General features: G+C 64.1%; 25 protein-coding genes. 16 read left to right on the top strand and 9 right to left on the bottom strand.

The genetic code is table 11. From position 1 onward, the window contains the following. Positions 1–24 precede the first annotated feature (24 nt). Both ACPFMJ_RS02515 and ftsE read right to left on the bottom strand, forming a co-directional pair. A complete protein-coding gene (locus ACPFMJ_RS02515) occupies positions 25–1,011 on the bottom strand; it encodes a cell division protein FtsX (RefSeq protein WP_424362303.1) in 987 nt (328 codons plus the stop codon). 2 nt (positions 1,012–1,013) lie between these two features. Continuing rightward, the gene (gene ftsE / locus ACPFMJ_RS02520) at positions 1,014–1,676 is read right to left on the bottom strand and encodes a cell division ATP-binding protein FtsE (protein WP_424362304.1); all 663 of its coding nucleotides are present in this window, start codon (positions 1,674–1,676) and stop codon (positions 1,014–1,016) included. 160 nt (positions 1,677–1,836) lie between these two features. Between ftsE and ACPFMJ_RS02525 the strand changes: the two genes are divergently transcribed. Both ACPFMJ_RS02525 and ACPFMJ_RS02530 read left to right on the top strand, forming a co-directional pair. Continuing rightward, positions 1,837–2,469 (top strand): hypothetical protein, encoded by a 633-nt coding sequence (locus ACPFMJ_RS02525; protein ID WP_424362305.1) that lies wholly within the window; start codon positions 1,837–1,839, stop codon positions 2,467–2,469. 78 nt (positions 2,470–2,547) lie between these two features. Further along, positions 2,548–3,186 (top strand): ceramidase domain-containing protein, encoded by a 639-nt coding sequence (locus ACPFMJ_RS02530; protein WP_424362306.1) that lies wholly within the window; start codon positions 2,548–2,550, stop codon positions 3,184–3,186. On the opposite strand, the gene ACPFMJ_RS02535 is transcribed toward ACPFMJ_RS02530, so the two are convergent. Further along, positions 3,187–3,792: a type II CAAX prenyl endopeptidase Rce1 family protein gene (locus tag ACPFMJ_RS02535; protein ID WP_424362307.1), complete on the bottom strand. Its 606-nt coding sequence runs from the start codon at positions 3,790–3,792 to the stop codon at positions 3,187–3,189. It abuts the gene before it with no gap. A gap of 263 nt (positions 3,793–4,055) precedes the next feature. On the opposite strand from ACPFMJ_RS02535, the gene ACPFMJ_RS02540 reads away from it, so the two are divergent. The 11 genes from ACPFMJ_RS02540 (at position 4,056) to ACPFMJ_RS02590 (ending at position 13,404) form a co-directional block, all read left to right on the top strand. Continuing rightward, on the top strand, positions 4,056–5,210 hold the full coding sequence (locus tag ACPFMJ_RS02540) for a hypothetical protein (RefSeq protein ID WP_424362308.1): 1,155 nt from the start codon (positions 4,056–4,058) through the stop codon (positions 5,208–5,210). Between the two features lie 68 nt (positions 5,211–5,278). Then, on the top strand, positions 5,279–6,577 hold the full coding sequence (pyrC, locus tag ACPFMJ_RS02545; RefSeq protein WP_424362309.1) for a dihydroorotase: 1,299 nt from the start codon (positions 5,279–5,281) through the stop codon (positions 6,575–6,577). Further along, positions 6,574–7,074: a pantetheine-phosphate adenylyltransferase gene (gene coaD, locus ACPFMJ_RS02550; protein ID WP_424362310.1), complete on the top strand. Its 501-nt coding sequence runs from the start codon at positions 6,574–6,576 to the stop codon at positions 7,072–7,074. The genes pyrC and coaD overlap by 4 nt, the downstream gene beginning before the upstream one ends. Before the next feature lie 22 nt (positions 7,075–7,096). Further along, the gene (locus ACPFMJ_RS02555; RefSeq protein WP_424362311.1) at positions 7,097–7,651 is read left to right on the top strand and encodes a peptidylprolyl isomerase; all 555 of its coding nucleotides are present in this window, start codon (positions 7,097–7,099) and stop codon (positions 7,649–7,651) included. 162 nt (positions 7,652–7,813) lie between these two features. Then, complete coding sequence (locus ACPFMJ_RS02560; RefSeq protein ID WP_424362312.1) at positions 7,814–8,272, top strand: peptidylprolyl isomerase; 459 nt, start codon at positions 7,814–7,816, stop codon at positions 8,270–8,272. Between the two features lie 135 nt (positions 8,273–8,407). Then, complete coding sequence (queA, locus tag ACPFMJ_RS02565; RefSeq protein WP_424362313.1) at positions 8,408–9,487, top strand: tRNA preQ1(34) S-adenosylmethionine ribosyltransferase-isomerase QueA; 1,080 nt, start codon at positions 8,408–8,410, stop codon at positions 9,485–9,487. Positions 9,488–9,546: 59 nt separating this feature from the next. Continuing rightward, positions 9,547–9,819 (top strand): hypothetical protein, encoded by a 273-nt coding sequence (locus ACPFMJ_RS02570; protein WP_424362314.1) that lies wholly within the window; start codon positions 9,547–9,549, stop codon positions 9,817–9,819. After that, complete coding sequence (tgt, locus tag ACPFMJ_RS02575; RefSeq protein ID WP_424362315.1) at positions 9,816–10,952, top strand: tRNA guanosine(34) transglycosylase Tgt; 1,137 nt, start codon at positions 9,816–9,818, stop codon at positions 10,950–10,952. Before ACPFMJ_RS02570 ends, tgt begins: the two co-directional genes overlap by 4 nt. Before the next feature lie 311 nt (positions 10,953–11,263). Further along, entirely contained in the window at positions 11,264–11,545 is a 282-nt protein-coding gene (locus ACPFMJ_RS02580) for a HigA family addiction module antitoxin (protein ID WP_424362316.1), read from the top strand. After that, the gene (locus tag ACPFMJ_RS02585; protein WP_424362317.1) at positions 11,526–12,737 is read left to right on the top strand and encodes a DNA methyltransferase; all 1,212 of its coding nucleotides are present in this window, start codon (positions 11,526–11,528) and stop codon (positions 12,735–12,737) included. The genes ACPFMJ_RS02580 and ACPFMJ_RS02585 overlap by 20 nt, the downstream gene beginning before the upstream one ends. A 157-nt stretch (positions 12,738–12,894) precedes the next feature. Beyond that, positions 12,895–13,404, top strand: a complete 510-nt coding sequence (locus tag ACPFMJ_RS02590) for a hypothetical protein (protein ID WP_424362318.1) — start codon at positions 12,895–12,897, stop codon at positions 13,402–13,404. Here ACPFMJ_RS02590 and recG read toward each other — a convergent pair whose 3' ends face one another. Further along, positions 13,405–15,507, bottom strand: coding sequence for an ATP-dependent DNA helicase RecG (gene recG / locus ACPFMJ_RS02595; protein WP_424362319.1), 2,103 nt, complete (start codon positions 15,505–15,507; stop codon positions 13,405–13,407). It lies immediately after the preceding gene. 126 nt (positions 15,508–15,633) lie between these two features. Here recG and ACPFMJ_RS02600 point away from each other — a divergent pair, with 126 nt between their 5' ends. Both ACPFMJ_RS02600 and ACPFMJ_RS02605 read left to right on the top strand, forming a co-directional pair. Further along, entirely contained in the window at positions 15,634–15,885 is a 252-nt protein-coding gene (locus ACPFMJ_RS02600; protein ID WP_424362320.1) for an AbrB/MazE/SpoVT family DNA-binding domain-containing protein, read from the top strand. After that, positions 15,882–16,280 (top strand): type II toxin-antitoxin system death-on-curing family toxin, encoded by a 399-nt coding sequence (locus ACPFMJ_RS02605; protein WP_424362321.1) that lies wholly within the window; start codon positions 15,882–15,884, stop codon positions 16,278–16,280. The genes ACPFMJ_RS02600 and ACPFMJ_RS02605 overlap by 4 nt, the downstream gene beginning before the upstream one ends. 3 nt (positions 16,281–16,283) lie before the next feature. Here the strand turns inward: ACPFMJ_RS02605 and ACPFMJ_RS02610 are convergent, their stop codons facing one another. Together ACPFMJ_RS02610 and ACPFMJ_RS02615 are read right to left on the bottom strand one after the other, a co-directional pair. After that, positions 16,284–16,673, bottom strand: coding sequence for a lysozyme inhibitor LprI family protein (locus ACPFMJ_RS02610; RefSeq protein ID WP_424362322.1), 390 nt, complete (start codon positions 16,671–16,673; stop codon positions 16,284–16,286). Further along, positions 16,673–17,314 (bottom strand): M15 family metallopeptidase, encoded by a 642-nt coding sequence (locus tag ACPFMJ_RS02615; protein ID WP_424362323.1) that lies wholly within the window; start codon positions 17,312–17,314, stop codon positions 16,673–16,675. Before ACPFMJ_RS02615 ends, ACPFMJ_RS02610 begins: the two co-directional genes overlap by 1 nt. Before the next feature lie 80 nt (positions 17,315–17,394). On the opposite strand from ACPFMJ_RS02615, the gene ACPFMJ_RS02620 reads away from it, so the two are divergent. After that, entirely contained in the window at positions 17,395–17,688 is a 294-nt protein-coding gene (locus ACPFMJ_RS02620; RefSeq protein WP_424362324.1) for a peptide-binding protein, read from the top strand. Positions 17,689–18,164: 476 nt separating this feature from the next. Here the strand turns inward: ACPFMJ_RS02620 and ACPFMJ_RS02625 are convergent, their stop codons facing one another. The 3 genes from ACPFMJ_RS02625 to ACPFMJ_RS02635 all read right to left on the bottom strand — a co-directional run bounded on the left by ACPFMJ_RS02625 (position 18,165) and on the right by ACPFMJ_RS02635 (position 20,854). After that, the gene (locus tag ACPFMJ_RS02625) at positions 18,165–18,926 is read right to left on the bottom strand and encodes a hypothetical protein (RefSeq protein WP_424362325.1); all 762 of its coding nucleotides are present in this window, start codon (positions 18,924–18,926) and stop codon (positions 18,165–18,167) included. Positions 18,927–19,072: 146 nt separating this feature from the next. Continuing rightward, positions 19,073–20,347, bottom strand: a complete 1,275-nt coding sequence (locus ACPFMJ_RS02630; RefSeq protein ID WP_424362326.1) for a hypothetical protein — start codon at positions 20,345–20,347, stop codon at positions 19,073–19,075. Between the two features lie 51 nt (positions 20,348–20,398). Continuing rightward, complete coding sequence (locus tag ACPFMJ_RS02635; protein ID WP_424362327.1) at positions 20,399–20,854, bottom strand: nucleoside deaminase; 456 nt, start codon at positions 20,852–20,854, stop codon at positions 20,399–20,401. Between the last annotated feature and the right edge of the window lie 40 nt (positions 20,855–20,894).

The following is a 20,894-nucleotide window of genomic DNA, read 5'->3' on the forward strand; positions in this document are numbered from 1 at the left end:
AGGCGGCGGTCGCGACGAGAGTTGTCATCCAAGCCGCCGCAGATGCCGGAAGACGATCGACTGCGAGAGGTAGCCAGTCAGAAGCGCGATGCCGCTCGCGAGCAGGAGGATCACGACGAAGCCCTCCGGCCCGATGGAGAAATCGCCGAACATCGCCTCCATCTGCTCGCCGCCGGCCGTCAGGCGCCAATTGCGGGTCAACATGCGCGCCAGGAAGAGAAAGCCGATCGCCGAGCCGCCGCCGATCAGCGCGCCGCGCAGGCCCAGGGCGAGAAAGCGGCGCTGGAATTCGCGAGCGATGAAATTGTCGGCGGCGCCGACGATATGAAGAACCTCGACGATTTCCCGGTTTGTCGCAACGGCGGCGCGCGTCGCGGAGGCGACCGCAATCCCCATCGCCCCCACGATGAGGATGAAGATCAGCGCTGACACGGCCACCGCGGCCCGGGCCATGTCGCCGAGCCGCTCGAGGAAGATGTGGTGGTCGTCGAGAACGGCGTTGGGCGTCGCCGCCGCCAGTTCCTCGCGCAGGGACGGCAGGTCCGGCCGTCGCTTGGGGTCGAGCTTGACGACGATCATGCGCGGCGTCGGCAGTTCGGAGAGATCGAGCCCCTGGCCGAGCCAGGGCGCCAGCAACTGCTCGGACTCGGCTTTTGTATAGATTTGCGCTTCGCGCACGCCCGCCGTCTTTTGCAGGATTTCGGCCGCTTTCTTGAGATCCGCCTCCATGTCGCGGCCGGGCGTCGGGCGCAGTTGAACGCTCGCCTCGCTGGACGCCTCGGCGCGCCATTCGACGCTCGCCTGCGAGACGAGCAGCGCCGCGGCCGCCGCGAGCGCGGCCAGGAATGTCATGATCGCGATGACGATCACGAGCGAGCGGCCTGCGACCGAATCCGTCGGCACGAGCGGCGAGGGGAGGGCGGGCCCTTCCTCGTCGCCGGCGGGCTCGGTCTGGCGCAGGCCTTTGGCGCGCGCGAGGATGTCGCTGGCGAAGGACGGCAGGGGCATCATCGTCACTCGAAGATGTGCAGGCGGCCGTCCGCGAGCACGAGGCGCCGCGCGGCTTCATATTGATCCATCAGGCTCAGATCATGCGTCGCGATCACCACCGCCGTCCCCGATTTATGCAGCTCGACGAAGAGCCGCAAAATGCGGCGGGCGAGCGTCGGGTCGACATTGCCGGTGGGTTCGTCCGCGAGCAATAGCTTGGGCTGGGAGATGAGCGCGCGCGCGATGGAGGCGCGCTGCTTTTCGCCGCCGGAAAGCACGCTTGGCAGAGCGTGTTTGCGATCGCCGAGGCCAACCCATTTGAGAAGCTCCGTGACCTCGGAGCGGTAGCTCGCCTCCTCCCGGCCCAGCACGCGCAGCGGAAGCGCGACGTTTTCGTAGAGCGTGAGATGGTCGAGCAGACGGAAATCCTGGAAGACGACCCCGATCTGGCGGCGCGTCTCGGTGATCTCGTCCTTGTCCAGCGTCGCTGAATCGCGGCCGAAAATATTGATGAGGCCGCGCGTCGGCTTCAGCGCCATGATGATGAGGCGCATCAGCGTCGTCTTGCCGGCGCCCGAGGGGCCGGTGAGAAACTGGAAGGAGCGTTGGGGGATGTCGAAGGTGACGTCCCGGAGCGTCTCCGGACCCACTCCGTAGCGCAGGCCGACATTTTCGAAGCTCAACACCGGTCAGTCGCTCCAGAGGATCGAGCCGCGCATGTGGCCTGCGGGGCGAAGGAATCGTCGCGGGAAGAATACCAGTTCACCCGTCCTTAACCATAATCCACGCTTAATCGGGCGCGGCCGGATATCTTCTCATTTCCCGGCGCACAAGCGGGAGCTTGAGATGAGCATCGCTCACGACAGGGATTTCAACGGGCTGGCCGCGCCGCGCGAGATCGCGGCGGAAGCGTCGAGCGACGCATTGCGCGCGCCGAGCTACGACGAATTGTGGGGCCGCCCGATGCGTCCCGTCGTGCGGGATCTGCCCGAGCAGAGGCGGGACCGTTCGCCGATCTTCGCGACGATCGTCGCCATCGTCATCGGCGCGACGGCGCTGATCGCCATGCGCGAACGCATTGTCCGTGTTTTCCCGCCCATGTCGACGGCCTATCGCGCGATGGGAATGCCCGTGAATCTCGCCGGCCTCGAGTTGCGCGACGTGCATTCGCGCATTGTCATGGACGGCGCGCGCAAGGTGCTGGTGACGGAAGGCGAAATTGTGAACATCAGGCGCGAATCGAACCGCGTGCCGGCGATTTCTCTCGCCATTCGCGGCGCCAACGGCCTCGATCGCTATAGCTGGACCGCGCCCACGCCGAAATCGCGGCTGGAGGCCGGCGAGAAAATCGCGTTCCGGGCGCGTCTCGCGTCCCCGCCCGAGGAGGGCGCCGACGTGCTGGTTCGCTTCGCCAAGCTCGAAGAAAACAAGCCAGCTCCCGCGCCGCCGCCCTCGTTCAAATCGATCTCGAAGAAATAGGCTCCTGTCGCAGTTTGATTGTGACAGAAGCCTCCGCGAGAGATGCGCCGTAGCTGATCCGAGCACGGCGCATTTTTCATGAATTGGCACGAACCCGTCATCGACTATTGCGAGCGGCTCGACGGCCGCTTTTGGGCGGAGCCGCTCAACGCCGTGAGCAACGCCGCTTTCCTGGTCGCGGCGGCCGCCGCCTATGCGCTGCTGCGCCGGCAGGGCGGGCGCGACGCGCCGGCGGCGGCGTTGATCGCGGTGACGGCGACGGTCGGGGTCGGCAGCTTCGTCTTTCATACGGTCGCGACGCGCGGCGCGATGTTGCTCGACGTCATACCGATCGCCGTTTTCATCTATGGCTATTTCCTGCTGGCCCTGCGCCGATTTTTTGGATTGGCGCTGGCTCCCGCAATCGCCGTCATGCTCGCTTTCGCGGTCGCGAGCTTCACCATCGACGCGCATGTCAAAGGTCTGAACGGCTCGGTCGCCTATTTGCCGGCGCTGGCGGCGCTCCTGAGCTTCGCTGCGTTGCTTTGGGGCCGGAGGCCCGAAGCGGCCAAGGGACTCGCCGCGGCGGCGGCGACTTTTCTCGTCTCGCTAGGATTCCGCACGATCGACCGGGATATTTGCGCGTCCTTCCCGTCTGGCGCGCATTTTCTTTGGCATCTGCTGAACGCTTGCGTGCTCTGGCTTCTGCTGCACACGGCGATTCTCGCCAAGCCCTGATCAGGCGACGCCAAGCCAGAAGGCGAAAGTCCCAACCGCCGCGTGCGAGGCGGCGACGGGCCAGACATTGCGCGTGACATGATAGGCGGCGGCCCAGGCGAGGCCGACGAAGAAGGTGTTCGCCAGAAGCAGCATGTCGCCATAGGCGACATGCATCAGCGAGAAGATCGCGGCGGAAAAGAGCATGTAGTTGGCGCCGCTCATATTCAGCCTGTCGGTGATGAGCTTGGGAATCGAGCGGCAGACAAGCTCCTGGCACGGGCTCGAGACGAGTACATAGAAGGGCGCGAATTTCATCCAGTCCGGTTGCGCGCGGCCAGTCGGGAGGAGCTGGGATTCCAAATAGATCGCCGCGCCAACCGCGATCGTCACGAGCCCGCTGACCAGCCAATGTCGCGCCACCCACGGGGCGCGCAGGCCGAGTTCAGCGGCGGAATATCCGGCCGCGAAAACAAGGCCGATGCACAGGACGGAGACGAGCAGCAGCGCTTCGAAGCGCATGTCGAAGGGGATCAGGCCAAAGCGGATCGCCACCCCCGGCGTCAGGAGAAGCAGGGCGAAACCGATCAGCGGCGCGTTGTCACGTATCCGATGCGTGAACGTCATGACGACGTAACATACATCTGTCTTGCGCTAATCCTAGATGGTTGCGGCCCCGCTTGCCGCAACGCGCTTTCGCCTTGCTGGAAACGTTCCTCGGACACGGAGTTGCTGGCTCTGGCGAAGTTGAGTTTGGCGGGGCTCCTCGGCGCCGGAGGCGAAAAAACCTTTTGAAACTGAAGCCTTCCTCATTGCTCCGCTCAGCCCTTTGACTTTATTGAAGCGAGGCTTAGCTGGCGGCCGGGCCGGCGGGCGCAAGCGAGAATGCAATGCGGGATCGGCTTGTCTTCTGCGTAGGGCTTTATCGAAGCGCCTCGACCTGGGTCTTCAATGTCTGCCGCGAGATTTACGCGAGGCAGGGAACGCCCTTTTCCTCGCTCTACGCGGACGATCCGCGACCGGCGCTCTTGGAAAGCGTCGCTGCGGCCGATGTCTGCGTCGTGAAGTCACACATTCCCGACGAGGCCTTCCAGCTGATCATGGCGGCATATGACCCGCCGGCAATCGTTTCGATCAGGGATCCGCGCGATTGCGTCGCGTCCCTGATGACGCAGTTCGGGGTGGCGTTCGAGCCAGCGCTCGAAATGGTGGAAAAAAGCGCCGGCGCGATGGCGGCGATGCCGTTGATGCGCGGCGCGCTCGTCCTGAAATACGAGTCGCCCGGCTGGCGAGGCGCCGAGGGCGTTCTTCGGATCGCAGGCGCGCTCAACGCGCGCATTTCGAGGGGCGACGCCGAAGAGATCGCGGAAAAGCTTTCGGTCGGCGCGGTGGAAGCCTTCCTGCAACAATTGGACGAGGCGCAATATTTCGACAGGAGCGCGGCCGCCTCGGGTCAATTCCACAAAGAGACCCACTTCCACCCCAACCATGTCGGGGACGGCCGGACGGGTAAATTCAAAGCGATTCTGACGAGATGTCAGGAACGTCTGACCGTCGCCGCGACACAGGGTTTCTGTCGCCGGTTTGGATATGATATTCCGCTCCCGCCGGTAGATTTCGGCGAGAACGTCCTTTTCGCGGATTCCGGGCGCGTTTATCTTTCGAATGGCTTCAGCGCCCCTGAGCGGTGGGGCGTGTGGACGCTCGGCTTCAAATGCGAAATCAGCCTGCCTCTCCCGCGCAAGGCCGAGCGCGTGATTGTCCACATAAGATGCCTCTACGGGCCGGCTTTCCGCCACGGCGAGCCGGGGCGGGTAGCCAGCATCTTCATCAACGACGCGCTCGCGATGGAGATCGCACAAAATCCCGACACGCCGGAAAGGGATGTCCTGACCCTGCGCTGCGAGACGGGCGAAGTTGATCGCCTGCGCATTACTTTCACGTTCGACCAGATTCTGACGGCCATCGATATCGGACTGAACGATAGCGACGACCGGCCCGTAGGCATGGGCCTCTGCGCTGTGCGCGTTGAGGCGGACGACTAGCCAGGTCCCAGCCGAGACGGCGCCGCGGTCGCATTCCCATCTTCGGCAAAATGCCCTAATCAGGCCGCATGCCGTCTCAACGCTCCACGCCGCTCCTTTTCGTCAACGCCCGCCTGATCGACCCCGCCTCCGGAACGGAGACGCGCGGGGGCCTGCTGGTTTCAGGCGGCGTGATCGCCGATCTCGGCCCAGGCGCAACCTCCGCCCCGGAAGGCGCGCGCGTCGTCGATTGCGGTGGCGACGTTCTTTCGCCCGGGCTGATCGACATGCAGGCGTTTGTCGGCGAGCCCGGCGCCGAGCACCGCGAGACCATCGCGAGCGCGACCATGTCCGCGGCGGCGGGCGGCGTTACAACCCTTGTTGCAACCTCGGCGACGGATCCCGCCGTCGACGACCCGGCCGTGGTCGATTTCGTCCTGCGCCGCGCCCGCGACACGGGCCGCGTGCGTGTCCTGCCCATGGCGGCGCTCACCAAGGGCCGCGAGGGCAAGGAGATGTCGGAGCTTGGCCTACTCAAACAGGCCGGCGCGGTCGCCTTTTTCGACGGCGCGCGCTCGGTGAAGAACGCGCTCGTCATGCGCCGCGCCATGACCTACGCCCGCGACTTCGACGCGCTGATCGTGCATTTCACCCAGGACGCCGACCTCGCCGGCGGCGTGATGAACGAGGGCGATTTTGCGCTGAGGCTCGGCCTCGCCGGCGTGCCGCGCGAAGCCGAGGCTGTGATGCTCGACCGCGACCTGCGGCTCGCGGCGCTCACCGGCGCGCGCTACCACGCCGCCATCGTCACAACGACGCTCTCTCTCGACGCCTTACGTAAGGCGAAAGAAGCGGGCCTCTCCGTCACCTGCGGCACCACGATCAACCATCTGACCCTCAACGAAAACGACATTGGCGATTACCGCACCTTCCTCAAGCTGCGTCCACCCTTGCGTCACGAGGAAGAGCGCAAGGCGCTCGTCGCCGCGCTGGCGGAAGGGCTGATCGACGTCATCGTCTCCGACCACGATCCACAGGACGTCGAGACCAAGCGCCTGCCTTTCGCGGAGGCCGAATTCGGCGCAGTCGGGGTCGAGACGATGCTCGCCGCCGGCATGCGGCTGGTGCATTCCGGCGACGTGACGCTGCCGCGCCTCCTCGCCGCCATGTCCTCTCGCCCGGCGGAAATCCTGGGGCTGGAGCAGGGCCGCCTGCAAAAGGGCGCGCCGGCCGATCTGATCCGCTTCGATCCCGACGAGCCCTTCGTCGTCGACCCCGACAGGCTGCATTCGCGCTGCCGCAACACGCCTTTCGACGGCGCGCTGCTGCAGGGCGTCGTGAAAACCACCGTGGTCGCGGGCGAGATCGTGCACGAGCTCGCGCCATGAGCCGCGTCGCGATTTATTCCGGCACGTTCGATCCGCTGACCAACGGCCATCTGGACGTGATCCGTCAGGGAGTCGCGCTGTTCGACAAGGTCGTCGTCGCCATCGGCGTGCATCCCGGCAAGGCGCCTTGGCTCACTTTCGACGAGCGCGCCGAGACGATCCGGGCGGCGGCCGCCGCCGACGGCTACGGGGCGCAAGTCGGCGTCGTCAGCTTCGACGGCCTCGTGGTGGAGGCCGCGAAGGAGCAGGGGGCCTGCGCGATCCTGCGCGGATTGCGTGACGGAACCGATTTCGACTATGAAATGCAGATGGCGGGGATGAACGGGACGCTCGCGCCCGGCATTCGTACGGTTTTCCTGCCGGCCTCGCCAGGGCTCCGCCACATCAGCGGCACCCTCGTGCGTCAGATCGCGGCGCTTGGCGGCGACGTGTCGGCCTTCGCGCCGCCCGCTTCCGTCGAGGCCCTTAAACGCGCCATTCAAAGGCGCGGACAATAGCAAGCCTTAAGGGAGGCTTTTCATGAAGATCACTCGCCGTCTGTTGCTTGCCGCCGCCGCCTTTTCGGCTGCGCTCGGAACCGCTTCCATCGCCCGCGCGGAGGACGACCTCCTCTTCATCGACACCAAGGACGGGCGCATCACGATCAAGCTGCGGCCCGACATCGCGCCCAAGCATGTCGAGCGCATCAAGCGCCTCGCCAAGGAGCATTTTTACGACGGGATCACCTTCCACCGCGTGATCGACGGCTTCATGGCGCAGGGCGGCGATCCCGACGGCACCGGCATGGGCAGCTCTCGCTATCCCGATCTCAAGGCCGAATTCAGCGATCTGCCCTTCAAGCGCGGCACGGTCGCCATGGCCCGCCAGCCCGGCGACAAGGACTCGGCGAATTCGCAGTTCTTCATCTGCTTCGCCGACGCGCCGCAACTCAACGGCAAATATACGATCTGGGGCGAAGTCGTCTCCGGCATGGACGTCGTCGACAAGATCAAGAAGGGCGACAAGGCCAATAACGGTGCAGTCGACAGCCCGGACAAGATGCTGAAGGTTCGCGCCGCCGGCGACGCGAGCTGAGCGATCTTCACGTCTCCACCTCCCCCTTGAGGGGGAGGTCGCGCCGTGAAGCGGCGCGGGAGGGGGTGATGCCCCGAAACTTGGGAAGACACCCCACCCCGGCGCTCCGCGCCGACCCTCCCCGTCGAGGGGAGGGTGGGGTCGAGAGCAACAGGAGTTATAATGACCGACGCCGCCGACACCATGACGCTGGAGACCACCAAGGGTCCGGTCGTCATCAAGTTCCGTCCCGATCTCGCGCCCAAGCATGTCGAGCGCATCAAGAAGCTCGTCTCGGAAGGCTTCTATGACGGTATCGTCTTCCACCGCGTGATCGAGGGCTTCATGGCGCAGACCGGCTGTCCGCGCGGCACCGGCACCGGCGGTTCGAGCTATCCGAACCTCGAAGCCGAGTTCAACGACGCGCCGCATGTGCGCGGAACCTGCTCCATGGCGCGCGCCTCGCATCCCGACACGGCGAATTCGCAGTTCTTCATCTGCTTCACCGACGCCCGCTTCCTCGACCGCCAATACACGGTCTGGGGCGAGGTGATCTCCGGCATGGAGAATGTCGACAAGATCAAGCGCGGCGAGCCTGTGCGCGATCCCGACAAGATCATCAAGGCCACGCTGGGCGGCTGATTCTTGTTCCCTCTCCCCGTTTACGGGGAGAGGGTTAGGGTGAGGGGCGGGGCCACATAGGCGTTCTCGACCTCGCCTCGCCCCTCACCCCAGCCCTCTCCCCATTGCATGGGGAGAGGGGGCAAACGCACCACCATGCGCGTCGACCTCTTCGACTTCGATCTCCCGCAAGACCGCATCGCGCTTCGACCCGTCGAGCCGCGCGATCACGCGCGCATGCTTGTCGTCCCGCCCTCCGGCGCCTTCGAGGACAGGATCGTTCGCGACCTGGTTTCTTATCTGCGACCTGGCGACGCCCTCGTCGTCAACGACACGCGCGTGATCCATGCGCGCCTTTCCGGGAAACGTATTCGCGGCGAATTGAGCGCGGGCGTAGAGGCGACGCTGATCGAGCGGCTCGACGCTTCGCGTTGGCGCGCGCTGATGCGGCCTGCGAAGAAGCTGGCTGTGGGCGACCTCATTCGCTTCGGACGGGAGAGCGACGGCGCCTGCCTGCTCGGCCAACTCGACGCCCATGTCGACGCCAGGGGCGAAGAGGGCGAGATCACTCTCCGTTTTGACCTCTCCGGCGCCGCGCTCGACGAGGCGATCGAGGCTGCCGGCGAGATGCCGCTGCCGCCCTATATCGCTGGCAAGCGCCCGGCCGACGCCAAGGACGAGACCGACTATCAGACTGTCTTTGCGCGCGAAGCGGGCGCTGTCGCTGCGCCGACGGCGGGGCTGCATTTCACCCCGGAGCTTCTCGCGGAGCTGCAGGCAAAGGGTGTGACGCTGCGCCGGGTGACGCTGCATGTCGGCGCCGGCACCTTCCTGCCGATGAAGGCGGAGGACACCGAGGCGCACAAGATGCACGAGGAATTCGCCCGCATCGACGCGGCCACGGCGGAGGCGCTGAACGAAGCCCGCGCGAGAGGCGGCCGCATCGTCGCCGTCGGCACCACGGCGTTGCGCACGCTGGAAAGCGCCGCGCAGCCGGATGGGCGGCTTGCTCCTTACGCAGCGCGTACGAACATCTTCATCACGCCGGGATACAAATTCCGCGCGACGGACATGCTCGTCACCAATTTCCATCTGCCGAAATCGACGCTGTTCATGCTCGTCTCCGCCTTCTGCGGGCTGGAGCGCATGAAGGCCGCCTACGCCCACGCCATTACGAGCGGCTATCGCTTTTATTCCTACGGCGACGCCAGCCTGCTGTACCCCGCCGAGCCATGAGCGAGGCGCGCGACATTCGCCTGATCGCCCAATGGCGAGATGATCCGACGGAAGCGCTGATGACCGTTGATCTCCGGGTCGAGGGCGCGCGTCTCTCCTCGACCTGGGACGTTTTCGGGGCCTTTGATCTCGACGGCGCGCATACGAGGCCCTTCATTCTGCGCCGGGACGGGCGTATCGATTTTGGCGAATGCGCGGATCAGTGGCGCACCGACTTACGCGACGCGGAAATCAGGGTGACGGCGTTTTTCACCGTCTGGTTCAATGAGACGGACTGCGGACAATATAAAATCGTGAAAATCGCCGAACTGGGCGCCAAGGAACGCAAATGAGTCAGGAATTTTCCTTCGCCGTCCACGCGAGAGACGGCGCCGCGCGCAAGGGCGAGATCTTTACGCCCCGCGGAACCATCCGCACGCCCGCCTTTATGCCTGTCGGAACCGCGGCGACCGTCAAGGCCATGTTTCCGCAGGACGTGCGCGCGACGGGCGCCGACATTCTGCTCGGCAATGTCTATCACCTCATGCTGCGCCCCGGCGCGGAGCGCGTCGCGCGGCTCGGCGGCCTGCATGAATTCATGCGATGGCCCTTTCCGATCCTCACCGACTCGGGCGGTTTCCAGGTCATGTCGCTGGCGAAGCTGCGCAAGCTCGATGAAAGCGGCGTCACCTTCCAGTCGCACGTAGACGGCTCGCGACATCATCTGTCGCCCGAGCGCTCCATGGAGATCCAGCATCTGTTGGGCTCGGACATTCAAATGCAGTTCGACGAATGCGTGCGGCTGCCATGCTCGGACGAAGAGGCCGAGCGCGCCATGCGCCTGTCGCTGCGCTGGGCCGAACGCTCGCGCAAGGCGTTCCGTGAGCTACCGGGCAGGGCGGTTTTCGGCATCGTCCAGGGCGGCGCCAACAAGGCGCTCAGAATCGAGAGCGCGCGAGCGCTCAGCGAGATGGACTTTCACGGCCTCGCCGTCGGCGGCCTTGCTGTCGGCGAACCGCAGGCGGTCATGCTCGACATGCTGGAGACGACCGTCCCGCATCTGCCGCAGAACAAGCCGCGCTATCTCATGGGCGTCGGCACGCCGGACGATATCGTGCAGGCCGTGGCGCGGGGGATCGACATGTTCGACTGCGTCATGCCGACCCGCGCGGGCCGTCATGGCCTCGCTTATACGCGCTTCGGAAAAATCAACATCAAGAATTCCCGCCACGCGGAAGACACGCGGCCGCTCGATTCCGAATCGACTTGTCCGGCTGCGCGCGATTATTCGAGGGCCTATCTGCACCATCTCGTAAAAGCAGGGGAAATCCTCGGAATGATGCTGCTGACCCAGGCTAATGTCGCTTATTATCAGGCGCTGATGGCGGGGCTGCGAAGCGCCATTGCGGAAGGTAGGCTTGCCGATTTCATTGCGGAGACCCGCGCGGGATGGGAGGCCGGCGAGCAGGATGGCCGCGCCGGATAGCGTGTTACGGAATGCATAATGGGTGGCGTCGGGGGTATTGAGCGGAGCCTGGCAGGGAGCCTTGAATGGGCCGATATCGCGAGGCGCTCACGCGTCTCTTCCTCGCGGGGGCTTTTCCCGGGAGCGCCGGCCAAGCCAAGTCTGCGCGGCCCGTCGCCGCGCCCGTGGCCGCTCATCCCGTCGCCTCTTCCGCAGCGCATGCGCATCCTGTCACTGTGCCCCGCCGGCTCGTCGGTGAACCGGTTCAGCGTGCGCCCGCTCGCCCCCCTGCGCGCCAACGGACCTTCCGGCCGGCCCCAATGGAGAAGGAAATGACGCATCCCGGCCGGATCCTCGCCCGGCACCTAACCGATCTCGGCATGACCGCCTCCGATCTCGCGCGCGACATCGACGTGCCGGTCAATCGCGTGACCGCGATCATCAACGGGCAGCGTGGCGTGACGGCCGACACGGCGCTGCGCCTCGGCCACTGGTTCGGGGTTGATCCCGAGGACTGGCTTGAGCTCCAGCTCCAATATGAACTGGCGCTGGCGCGTGAAGAGATCGGCGCCAGGGTCGGCCGGCTGCCAAGACTTGTCGATCGCGTCTCCTAAAGCCGCGCGTGCGACCGCGTCCGACTTCGTCGGGTCGCTGCGCGTATTCAACGCGTTCGGCGCGCGGACCGAGGTTTTCGAGGAGGCGGGTCTTACCTATTACGTAAACGAATATTGGACGGCGGCGCAGCGCTCGGCGCATTCCCTGCACGAAATCAGCTATCGCGCCTGCTTCAAGCCGCAGCTTCCGGCCTTTTTCATCGAGCGCCTTACGAAGCCCGGCGAGACGGTCTGCGACCCCTTCATGGGACGCGGCACGACGCCGCTTCAGGCCGTCCTGCTCGGGCGCCGCGCCGTGGGGTCGGACGCCAATCCCTTGTCGCTGATGCTGACCCGCCCACGGCTTCGCCCGCCGACCCTCGAAGCGGTCGCCTCGCGGCTCGCCGAGGCGCCGCTGGAGACAGGTGAGGTGGAGCGAGACGATCTCCTCGCCTTCTACCATCCCGACACGCTTCGTCAGATTTGCGCGTTGCGGGCGTGGTTGCTGGCGCGTCGCTCCGCCGCCGATGCAGCCGACGACTGGATCAGAATGGTCGCGCTCAACCGGTTGACCGGACACTCGCCGGGCTTTTTCTCGGTCTATACGATGCCGCCCAATCAGGCCGTCAGCGTCAAGGCGCAACTCAAGATAAATGAGCGCCGCGCGCAGACGCCCCCCGCGCGAAATATCGCTGCCCTGATCCTCAGAAAGTCGCGCGCGCTGCTGAAGGACGGACCGCCGCCGCCAGGTCCGGAGCCCTTGCTTTCGGTAACCGACGCCGCGCGGCTTCGCCATTTGGAAGACGCCGTCGTCGATCTCGTCGTGACGTCCCCGCCATTTCTCGACGTCGTCGACTACCGCGCCGACAATTGGCTGCGGAACTGGTTCGCGGGAGTTGAAACTGAAGCCTTGGACATCTCGCAGCTGAGGAGCCTCGGCGCCTGGACCGCCATGACGCGCGCGGTTTTCGAGGAGCTTGCGCGCGTGGTGCGGCCGGGCGGCCATGTCGCTTACGAGGTCGGCGAAGTGCGCGGAGGCGGCGTCCTGCTCGAACGTCTCGTCTGGTCGGCCCTGGAAGGATTGCCCTTCGAGCGGCTGGGCGTCATGGTCAATCGCCAGCGCTTCACCAAGACGAGCAATTGCTGGGGCGTCGCCAATAACGCCAAGGGCGTCAACAGCAACCGCATCGTGGTCGCGCGGCGCGCGGGCTGAGGGAACTGTACGTAAAGCCCTCAATTTCCTTCACGCTAATTTCACGTTATCATTTAGTCGCACATTTCTTAAACCGAAGATTCACGTCGGCCGGCCTAGTAAGGCGAGACACGCTCGGGGGGCAGACCGGGCATATTGCCAAAGCAGGAACGCAACGATGCAGGACAGCGCCTTTTCCGGTCTCGACGAAATTTTCGCTTCGAAGCTTGCCGAATCCCACGAATTTCGATCCTGGTTCCTGAGCCGCACGAAGTTCGCCCGCCTTTGGCCGCTCGCGCGCCTGCTTCAGGCCGAGCAGCAGGAAGCGCAGGGCAATGACCCGTGGTGGCGTAACTGGCGTTCGGAAAGCAGCGGCCGCCTCGCGACCAAGATGCTTTTCATCTTTGAAGTCGAGCAGACGAAGCTGCGCTTTGCCCTTCACGTCGAGAGCGTGACGCGCGGCGACGAGCTCTCGGCGTCGGACAAGGGCTCCTACCGCACGCTGGCCCAGGCCATGATGAATCAGGAATGCTTCCTGAATTACATGGACTACGAGACGGTGCTGCTCGCGCCGCAGTCGGTCATCATCGGCGACGCCCGCACGTTGAACTTCGACCGCCGCATTCCCTTCGAGACCGTCGCGGGCTTCGTGCCGCAATTCGGTCAGGCCCAGCGCGCGGCGGCGTGATCAGCCCGCCCGCAGCAGCCTGATCGCTTCTTCACGTTCAAAGAGATAGAGCAGGGCGCGCAAAGCCCTGCCTCGTTCGCTCGCGAGCTCCGGGTCTCGCCGCAGGATGATTTCCGCATCGTCGCGGGCGGTGGCGAGAAGGCGGGCATGCGCCGTGAGATCGGCGAGGCGAAACCCCGGCAGCCCGGCTTGCCGCGTGCCGAGCAATTCGCCTTCGCCGCGAAGGCGCAGGTCTTCTTCCGCGATACGAAATCCGTCTTCCGTCTGACGTAAAACCATCAGACGGGACTTCGCGGACTCGCTCAATGGCCCCTTATAGAGCAGGAGGCACGTCGATTCCTTCGAGCCGCGCCCGACGCGGCCGCGTAACTGGTGTAGTTGCGCGAGGCCGAAGCGCTCGGCGTGCTCGATCACCATGATCGTCGCTTCCGGCACGTCGACGCCCACCTCCACGACGGTCGTTGCGACGAGCACGTTCGTCTCGCCTCGCTGGAAGGCTTCCATCGCGGCGTCCTTCTCTGGGCCTTTCATACGGCCATGCAAAAGGCCGACGGCGTCGCCGAAATAATGGCGCAAATCGGCCGCGCGAGCCTCGGCCGCCGCGAGGTCGAGATCCTCATTTTCCTCGACGAGGGGGCAAATCCAATAGGCGCGCGCCCCCTGCGCCAATGCGCGCTGAAGGCCGGCGACGACTTCGCCGATGCGGGAGGCCGGCAAGGCCCGTGTCGTGATCGGCGTGCGGCCGGGGGGCTTCTCGTCGAGTGCGGAGGAATCCATGTCGCCGAAAGCCGTGAGGGCGAGGGTGCGCGGGATGGGCGTCGCGGTCATCACCAGCACGTCCACGGCTTCGCCCTTGGCGCCGAGCGCGAGCCGCTGCTGCACGCCGAAGCGATGTTGCTCGTCCACGACCGCGATGCCGAGATCTCGGAAGGCGAGACCGCCCTGCACGAGCGCGTGGGTGCCGACGACAACGTCTATCTCGCCCGCGGCGACGGCGGCGTGGGTCGCGGCGCGCTCGCTGGATTTGAGTCGCCCGGTAAGCAGCGCGAGGCGCACGCCCGCCGGGGCCATCAGCGGCGCAAGGCGTTCGTAATGCTGACGCGCGAGGATCTCGGTCGGCGCCATCAGCGCGGCCTGGCGACCGCATTCGACGACGCTCGCCATGGCGAGCGCCGCGACGACCGTCTTGCCGGAGCCGACGTCGCCTTGCACCAGACGCAGCATGCGCATGTCCGAGGCGAGATCGGCGCGGATGTCGTCGAGCGCGCGCTGCTGGGCGCCAGTGAGCTTGAAGGGGAGGGCGGCTTCAATGGCGTGCGAGAGGCGCCCGTCGCCCTTGTTCTCACGGCCGGGCAGCCGCCGCATCTTGGCGCGCATGAGTCGAAGCGCGAGCTGGCTGGCGAGCAGTTCGTCGAGCGCGAGGCGCTGGCGTGCGGGATGTTGCGGCGACAGCGCTTTTACGTTGTCCGGACGATGCGCCGCGCGCAGGGCGTCGGCGAAAGGCGGGAGCTTGTTCGCCGTAAGCACGGTCGGCTCCTGCCATTCGGGAAGCGGCGGAATGCGCGTCAGCGCCTCTTCCGTAGCTCGTAAAACAAAGCGCGCCTGCAAGCCCTCGGTCAGGCCGTAGACGGCTTCGAAAGGCGGCAACTTGGCGAGACCGGCTTCATCCAGCACGCGGTCGGGATGCACCATTTGACGCCTTCCGTCATAGAGCTCCATTCGCCCCGATATCCAGCGCGTCGCCCCGATCGGAAGGCTGCGTTCGATCCAGTCTGGATTGGCGAGGAAGAAAACGAGCTCGACGTCTCCGGTGTCGTCCTCCACCAGCACGCGGAAAGGCTGCTTGGCGTAACGCCCCTGGGGGCGGCGATGCTCCACGACCCGCACCTTGATGACGACCATCGTCTCCATGGGCGCCTCCGCGATCGTCGGGCGCTGGCTTCGGTCGATGACATTCGCCGGCAGGTGAAACAGCAGATCGACGACGCGCGCCTGCTGGCCAGGCCTGACGAGCAGACGGTCGAAAAGCGGCGCGGTCTTGGGGCCGACGCCGGGCAGGGCGGCGACTCGGCCAAAAAGCGGGGCGAGAATGTCGGGACGCATAGTTCCGATCTACGGAGCGATTGGGGCGCGCAGTTTATCCACACCGGGCCGTTTGTCATGTTGCGACTCACCGGCGTTAGTTCTAACGTTCGTTGCAACAATTAGGGTTAATACGGAAGTAGGAACATGAGCGAGACAGACGGTCCCGACGCCTTCGGCGCGCTCAAGATCATCCGCATCGGCAATTCGCTCGGCGTGGTCCTGCCGCGGGAAATCATCGCCGACCTCAATGTCGAGAAGGGCGACCGCCTCTATCTCACGCGCTCGCCCGAGGGCTATCGCATCACCATGAGCGATCCGGATTTCGAGAAGCGCGTCGCGCTCGCGCGCCGCATCATGAGCAAGCGCCACAATGCGTTGCGCGAGCTGACCAAGTGAGCTGGCGTTTTCTGGATCGCAGCATTTCGCTTGCGATCCATGAGGAGGTTCTCGCCGCCCATGGCGGGAAGGTGGGGGTCATCAGCGAGGCGGCGCTCGCCAACGCCATCACGCGCCCGCGCGATCTTTTGCGCCAGGAGCCGCGCTGCGACGCCGCGCGCCTCGCGGCCGCGAGCGCGGCGGGTTTCATCCGCAGCCATCCCTTCGTGGAAGGCAAGAAACGCGTGGCGCTCGTCGCCATGGAACTGTTCCTCGCCGACAATGGCTACGAACTGACGGCGCGCGACGAGGATTGCTTCATCCTGATCTCGCAGTTCGCCAATCGCGAGATCGACGAGGAGGCTTTGGCGGCGTGGATTCGGGCCAATATCGAGGCCCGTTCGAGGGGCTCCTGATCGCTACTGCCCGCCGCAGGAGGGATCGCCTTCCTCGCAATTGAGCTGGCCGTCCAGCCGCTTGGTCTGCGCCATCGTCAGTTCGGCCTCGCATTGCGCGACCTCTAGCGGGTGAATCGAGCCGTTGATCGTACCGAATGTCTCGAACTCGCACTGAGTATCACGGTATTTGATCCAGGCGCGCTGCGCCTCCACGAGCTTCGCCTTGCCCTCGGTGCTGACTTTCGCCGCCAGTTTGGCGTAGGCCGCGTTGAGGGCGGCGTCGGCTTTCTTGAATTTCTTGTGCTCGCACTCGTTGATTTCAATCTGCGTGCGCATCTCGCTGCAGTCCTTCTCCGCCGCGACGGCGGGCGCCGCAACGAGGCAGACGACCAGCATCAGTGGTGCGCGCATCACTCCACCTCCGCGTCATAGCTCGCCGCGCCGCCTGCGCCCTTGAAGGTGAAGTGCCACCATTCCCGCGGATAATTCTGGAAGCCGTGCCGCTGCATCAGGGCGACGAGCGCCTCTCGATGCGCATGCGCCTCTCCGGGAACTTTTGATTTCGTCCAGGAGCGCTGATCGAAAAAGTCGAAGGGCGTCCCGAAATTCCAGCCGGCTACGCCGAGATCCACGGCGAGGCCGGTCGAGTGCGTGGACTGCTCGGCGATATAGCCTTGGGGAAAGAGCTGGCTCTTGTCGAGGCGCGGATAATAGTCGGCCTTTGTCGATTGATCGGCGTTGCGCGACCATTCGACAAAGGAAGAGACGGCGCGCCTCGGCCGGTAGCAGTCATAGACGACGAGCGAGAAGCCATGCGCTTTCGCGTCGGCCTGCGCGGCGGCGAGCGCCTTTGCGGCCTCGGCGCGCAGCCAGCATTGCGGGGCGCGGTAGCCCGGCACCGGATGGCCGGTGAAGTTGTTGGCGCCCGCATAGCGCATGTCCTGCGCGATATCCGGCGCGAGGTCGGCGAGGCGCGCGAAGTCCGGCGGCGGCTCGGCGCGCGCGGGCGCGGCGAGGGCGAGGAGACAGAGCGGGACGGCCAATCTTTTCATGACGAGGCTCATGTGCGCCCGCGCAACTCCGGGCGGCGATGGCGTGACTATAGCTGATTGCGCAAATCAAGGAGTTTCAAATGTCCAGCAAATGCTCGCTGACCACCGGCCTCACGGTCGCCGCTCTCGCCGCCGCCGTCGCCTGGGCCGCCCCCGCGCTCGCCGGCGACCGCTGCAAGGTGACAGACCCGACCGGCACGCCGCTCAACATCCGCGACCAGAAGATGAATATCATCGGCGCGATCGAGAATGGCCGGCTGGTTTACATCCAGCGCTATGGCGAGGACGCCAACGGCAAGCCCTGGGCCTATGTGACGACGCAGGGCGGCAAGCGGCTGGGCTGGGTCTATCGTGAGTTTATCAGCTGCTATTAGAACGCTGAGCCGCCCTAATGCATGCCATCTCGATATTGCGCCAATCGCAGTTTCGGTGGCGTGTTGCGTTAGGGTCGGTCCGCCATGAGTTCCTCGCACTCGGCCTCAGCAATGAGTTTTGATAATTCAGCGGCAACGCCACCGCGGCTGGAGTTCGGGTAATCAGTTGCGGCATCTGACGCCACGCAATCGCATTGTGCGAGGAAGGCGCTCATCACTTCTTTCACCGCGACCTGGCCGACATTCCGTCGATCTGCCTCGAAAAAGGACCCGTTGGACGACAGAGGATGGTATTATCGACCCTTTCCGGCCCGGCTTGAGATATAAAGCGCTCTCAAACCTTGAATTCGACCTCCTTACAACACAACATCTGCGGGCGGTTTGATCTTAAGAAGAGCGGACGGGTTGTATTTCCGGCTGACAGATCTCGACCAGAAGCTCCGGTCTGACGCGGTCTTATATGGATTCATAAGCCGTCAAATCCCTTGAAGCTGCTCTTTGATGAAATTCAACATTAGATCACCGTACAATCCATTGGCGTGAGTGAAGTCATGGGCGTACTCACTACGCAAGAATCCCTCCTGATTTTGGGCTGCAGGCACTGAAGGGATAAATCGAGCGCCAATGGCGGACGCGACCTCTTCTGCGGCAAACTGCAACGCCATCCAGCATTTGAGCCGGAATGTCGCCGAAGAGAGATTCACGCTGCCTATGTCGACGTTGATGAGTTGCGCAAATTCAGAAAACCACGATGCTTTTGCGTCGAAGGCGTCTTCGAGGGTGCTGTCGCCTCGCGGGGGCGGTGTTCCTATTATAATTGGCTTGCAACCCTCGACACTGAGCAGCCTCTTGAGAATCTCAATTTGGTGAGAAAATGAAGGCCGGTAATTCTCCAATAGCATTCTGAAAGGCACCAGCTTCTTGCTTTTATCTATTCGATCATTTAAATGATTGTATCTATTGTTGATGCTTTTCGGGAGGACAAACTCAAATTCAGGTTCGCTCAGCAGTAGAAAGTGAGAAATGTGCTGATTCCCGTTCCAGCTGATTATGACAGTCCGGTTTTGAGCTACACGGATTAACTCTTCCCAATATGCTTCGTCTCTCGGCCAAGCGCCAGTCAGTCCTTCAAAGTCGTCTCGCTCAAGCGGGATGATAGTAGGCAGATTTCCAGTAGACAACGGAAATCCCAATGCCGCGGTATGGGAGTGTCCGGCAATGATTATTCTTTGAGACATACGCAAAGCCCTGAATCATAAATTTATTGCATTTAGCATTTTGTATAGGACACAGGTCAGGCTGACAAGCTTAAGCTCCGCTAAAATGCGACGGCTGTGGCAAGCGCAAGATCGGCGCCGCGCACCGCCCTTTTTGCGCGTAGCGATTATTTACCCGAGCATGTGTACATGAACTGCGCCAACCTCGCGCCGCCGCCGAAGGTCACGGTGAATCCAGCCCTCGAGGCGTTGATGCGCACGGAAGCGCCCGCCGCCGCGTCGTTCACCGGCGTCACGGTGCAGAAGGCGGCCGTGGGGTAGGCGTTGGCGAACTGGATCGAACAAGCCGAAGGAGCGCCCGCGCCCGTCGTGAAGGAGCCTGACGCGTTAGTTGAGTTGGGGTCGACGCTTGGCGAGGCGCCGCAGGCTTTTACCGTCGGAGCCGCCGAGTTGCTGACATAGTAGGCGGCGCTCACCTGGTAATCGACGCCAAGAGCCGCGTTCTTGACATGGAGGCCGTCGCCGTCGCCGTAGAACTCAGCGTCGGTCGTATGGCCGGAGTTCTTCCACTGTAGCGACTGTCCGCGCGGCAGCATTGCAAAGACGCCATTGCCGCCGGCGCCAAGGGTCGGGTCGAGCGCGCCGTCGATGGAGATGACTCCCACTCTCGCTTTTATCTTGCCTGCCAATCCGCCTGCGCCGAAGCCGAGCATGGCGGTGATGTTATGGAGTGACGCGTCATAGGCGGGAACGACGCCAGCCGTCAGAAGTAGGGGCCAGGTGGACCCGCTATTGACCCCGTAATAAGGGTCGGAGTCCACGACAGCGCCAAGGTTGGCCGCGTCGAACTGGTTGACCGTAAGCCCGTTGACATTGGCCAAGCGAACCGACTCTGCGCAGACGCCGCAGGAAATTGGCGTCGTCGCCGGGGTCGTGTCGTCATTTATGCCGAAGCCTGTCACGCCCTGGGACCCGCCCGACGCGCCGCGGACATAGGCGTGGTAGTCGGAGGTGCGGGAGTAGCCCATGACGCCGAGTTGACCGAGCGCGTTGCCGGAGGCGAACTGTGCGTTGCTCATGACGCCTGGGTAGAAGGCGCTGATCCAGGACGCCGGGCGCGTGTCTCCCGAGGCGTCGACATCGCCCGTGGCGGTCGTGGCTTCGCCCACGAAGAGACGGTTCATCTTGTGAAGGGCGCCGTGTGCGGGATTGCCGAAATAGGCTCCCGGGAAATAGGCCTGCGGGTAAGCGACGAGAGACGTTGTGTCGTTGATCACGCCCAAGGGGAAGGCGTTATTGGATTTGATCGCCAGGATGGGCAGCCGTGAGTCCGAACGGTCGGCGCCAATGTAGTTCAGGGCGCCGAAGTGAGCCGGACTAACGGGGCCCGCCAGGACCGGCGCAGGGAAAATCGCGAGAAGAAGACCAAGCGCCTTTTTCAAAGAGCATTTCCTCAATTGCCGCGACCCGCCGCCGAGGGGGACAGCGCCCTCCTATTTCCCGATATCCTTCAGCCACTTCTCGGGGAAGCGCTCGCGATAGGATTTCATCAGGTCCATCGCCGGCTGATAGGGCGAAACGATCACATTCACCCCTGCGCTGTGCAAAAACGGCTTGCTGTCGGGAAACTCGCTCGCATTTTCGGTGTCGAGAATTACGACGGTCGGGATTCCGAAAAGAGAGATCGCGCCCGCGCACATCATGCAGGGCGAGAGGGTCGAAAAAAGCGTCGCCCGCCTGAAATCGCAATTATGGCCGGCCCGCTCTATGCAGTCGGTCTCTCCGTGAAAAATGTTGCTTCCATTCTGGTATCGCCGATTGTGGCCGAGCGATACGACGCAGTCGCCGATCAACAAAGCGCTGCCGATAGGGATGCCCCCTTCGTCGAAGCTCTTTTTCGCCTGATAATAGGCAGCCTCGCTGCCCAATTTCATCTGAGTTGCGTCCATGAGAGGCGCTTTCTGTCGAAGACCAGAGGCTGCGGAGTCG

The sequence above is a fragment of the Methylocystis parvus genome, assembly GCF_049675845.1.
GTDB classification, from domain to species: domain Bacteria; phylum Pseudomonadota; class Alphaproteobacteria; order Rhizobiales; family Beijerinckiaceae; genus Methylocystis; species Methylocystis parvus_A.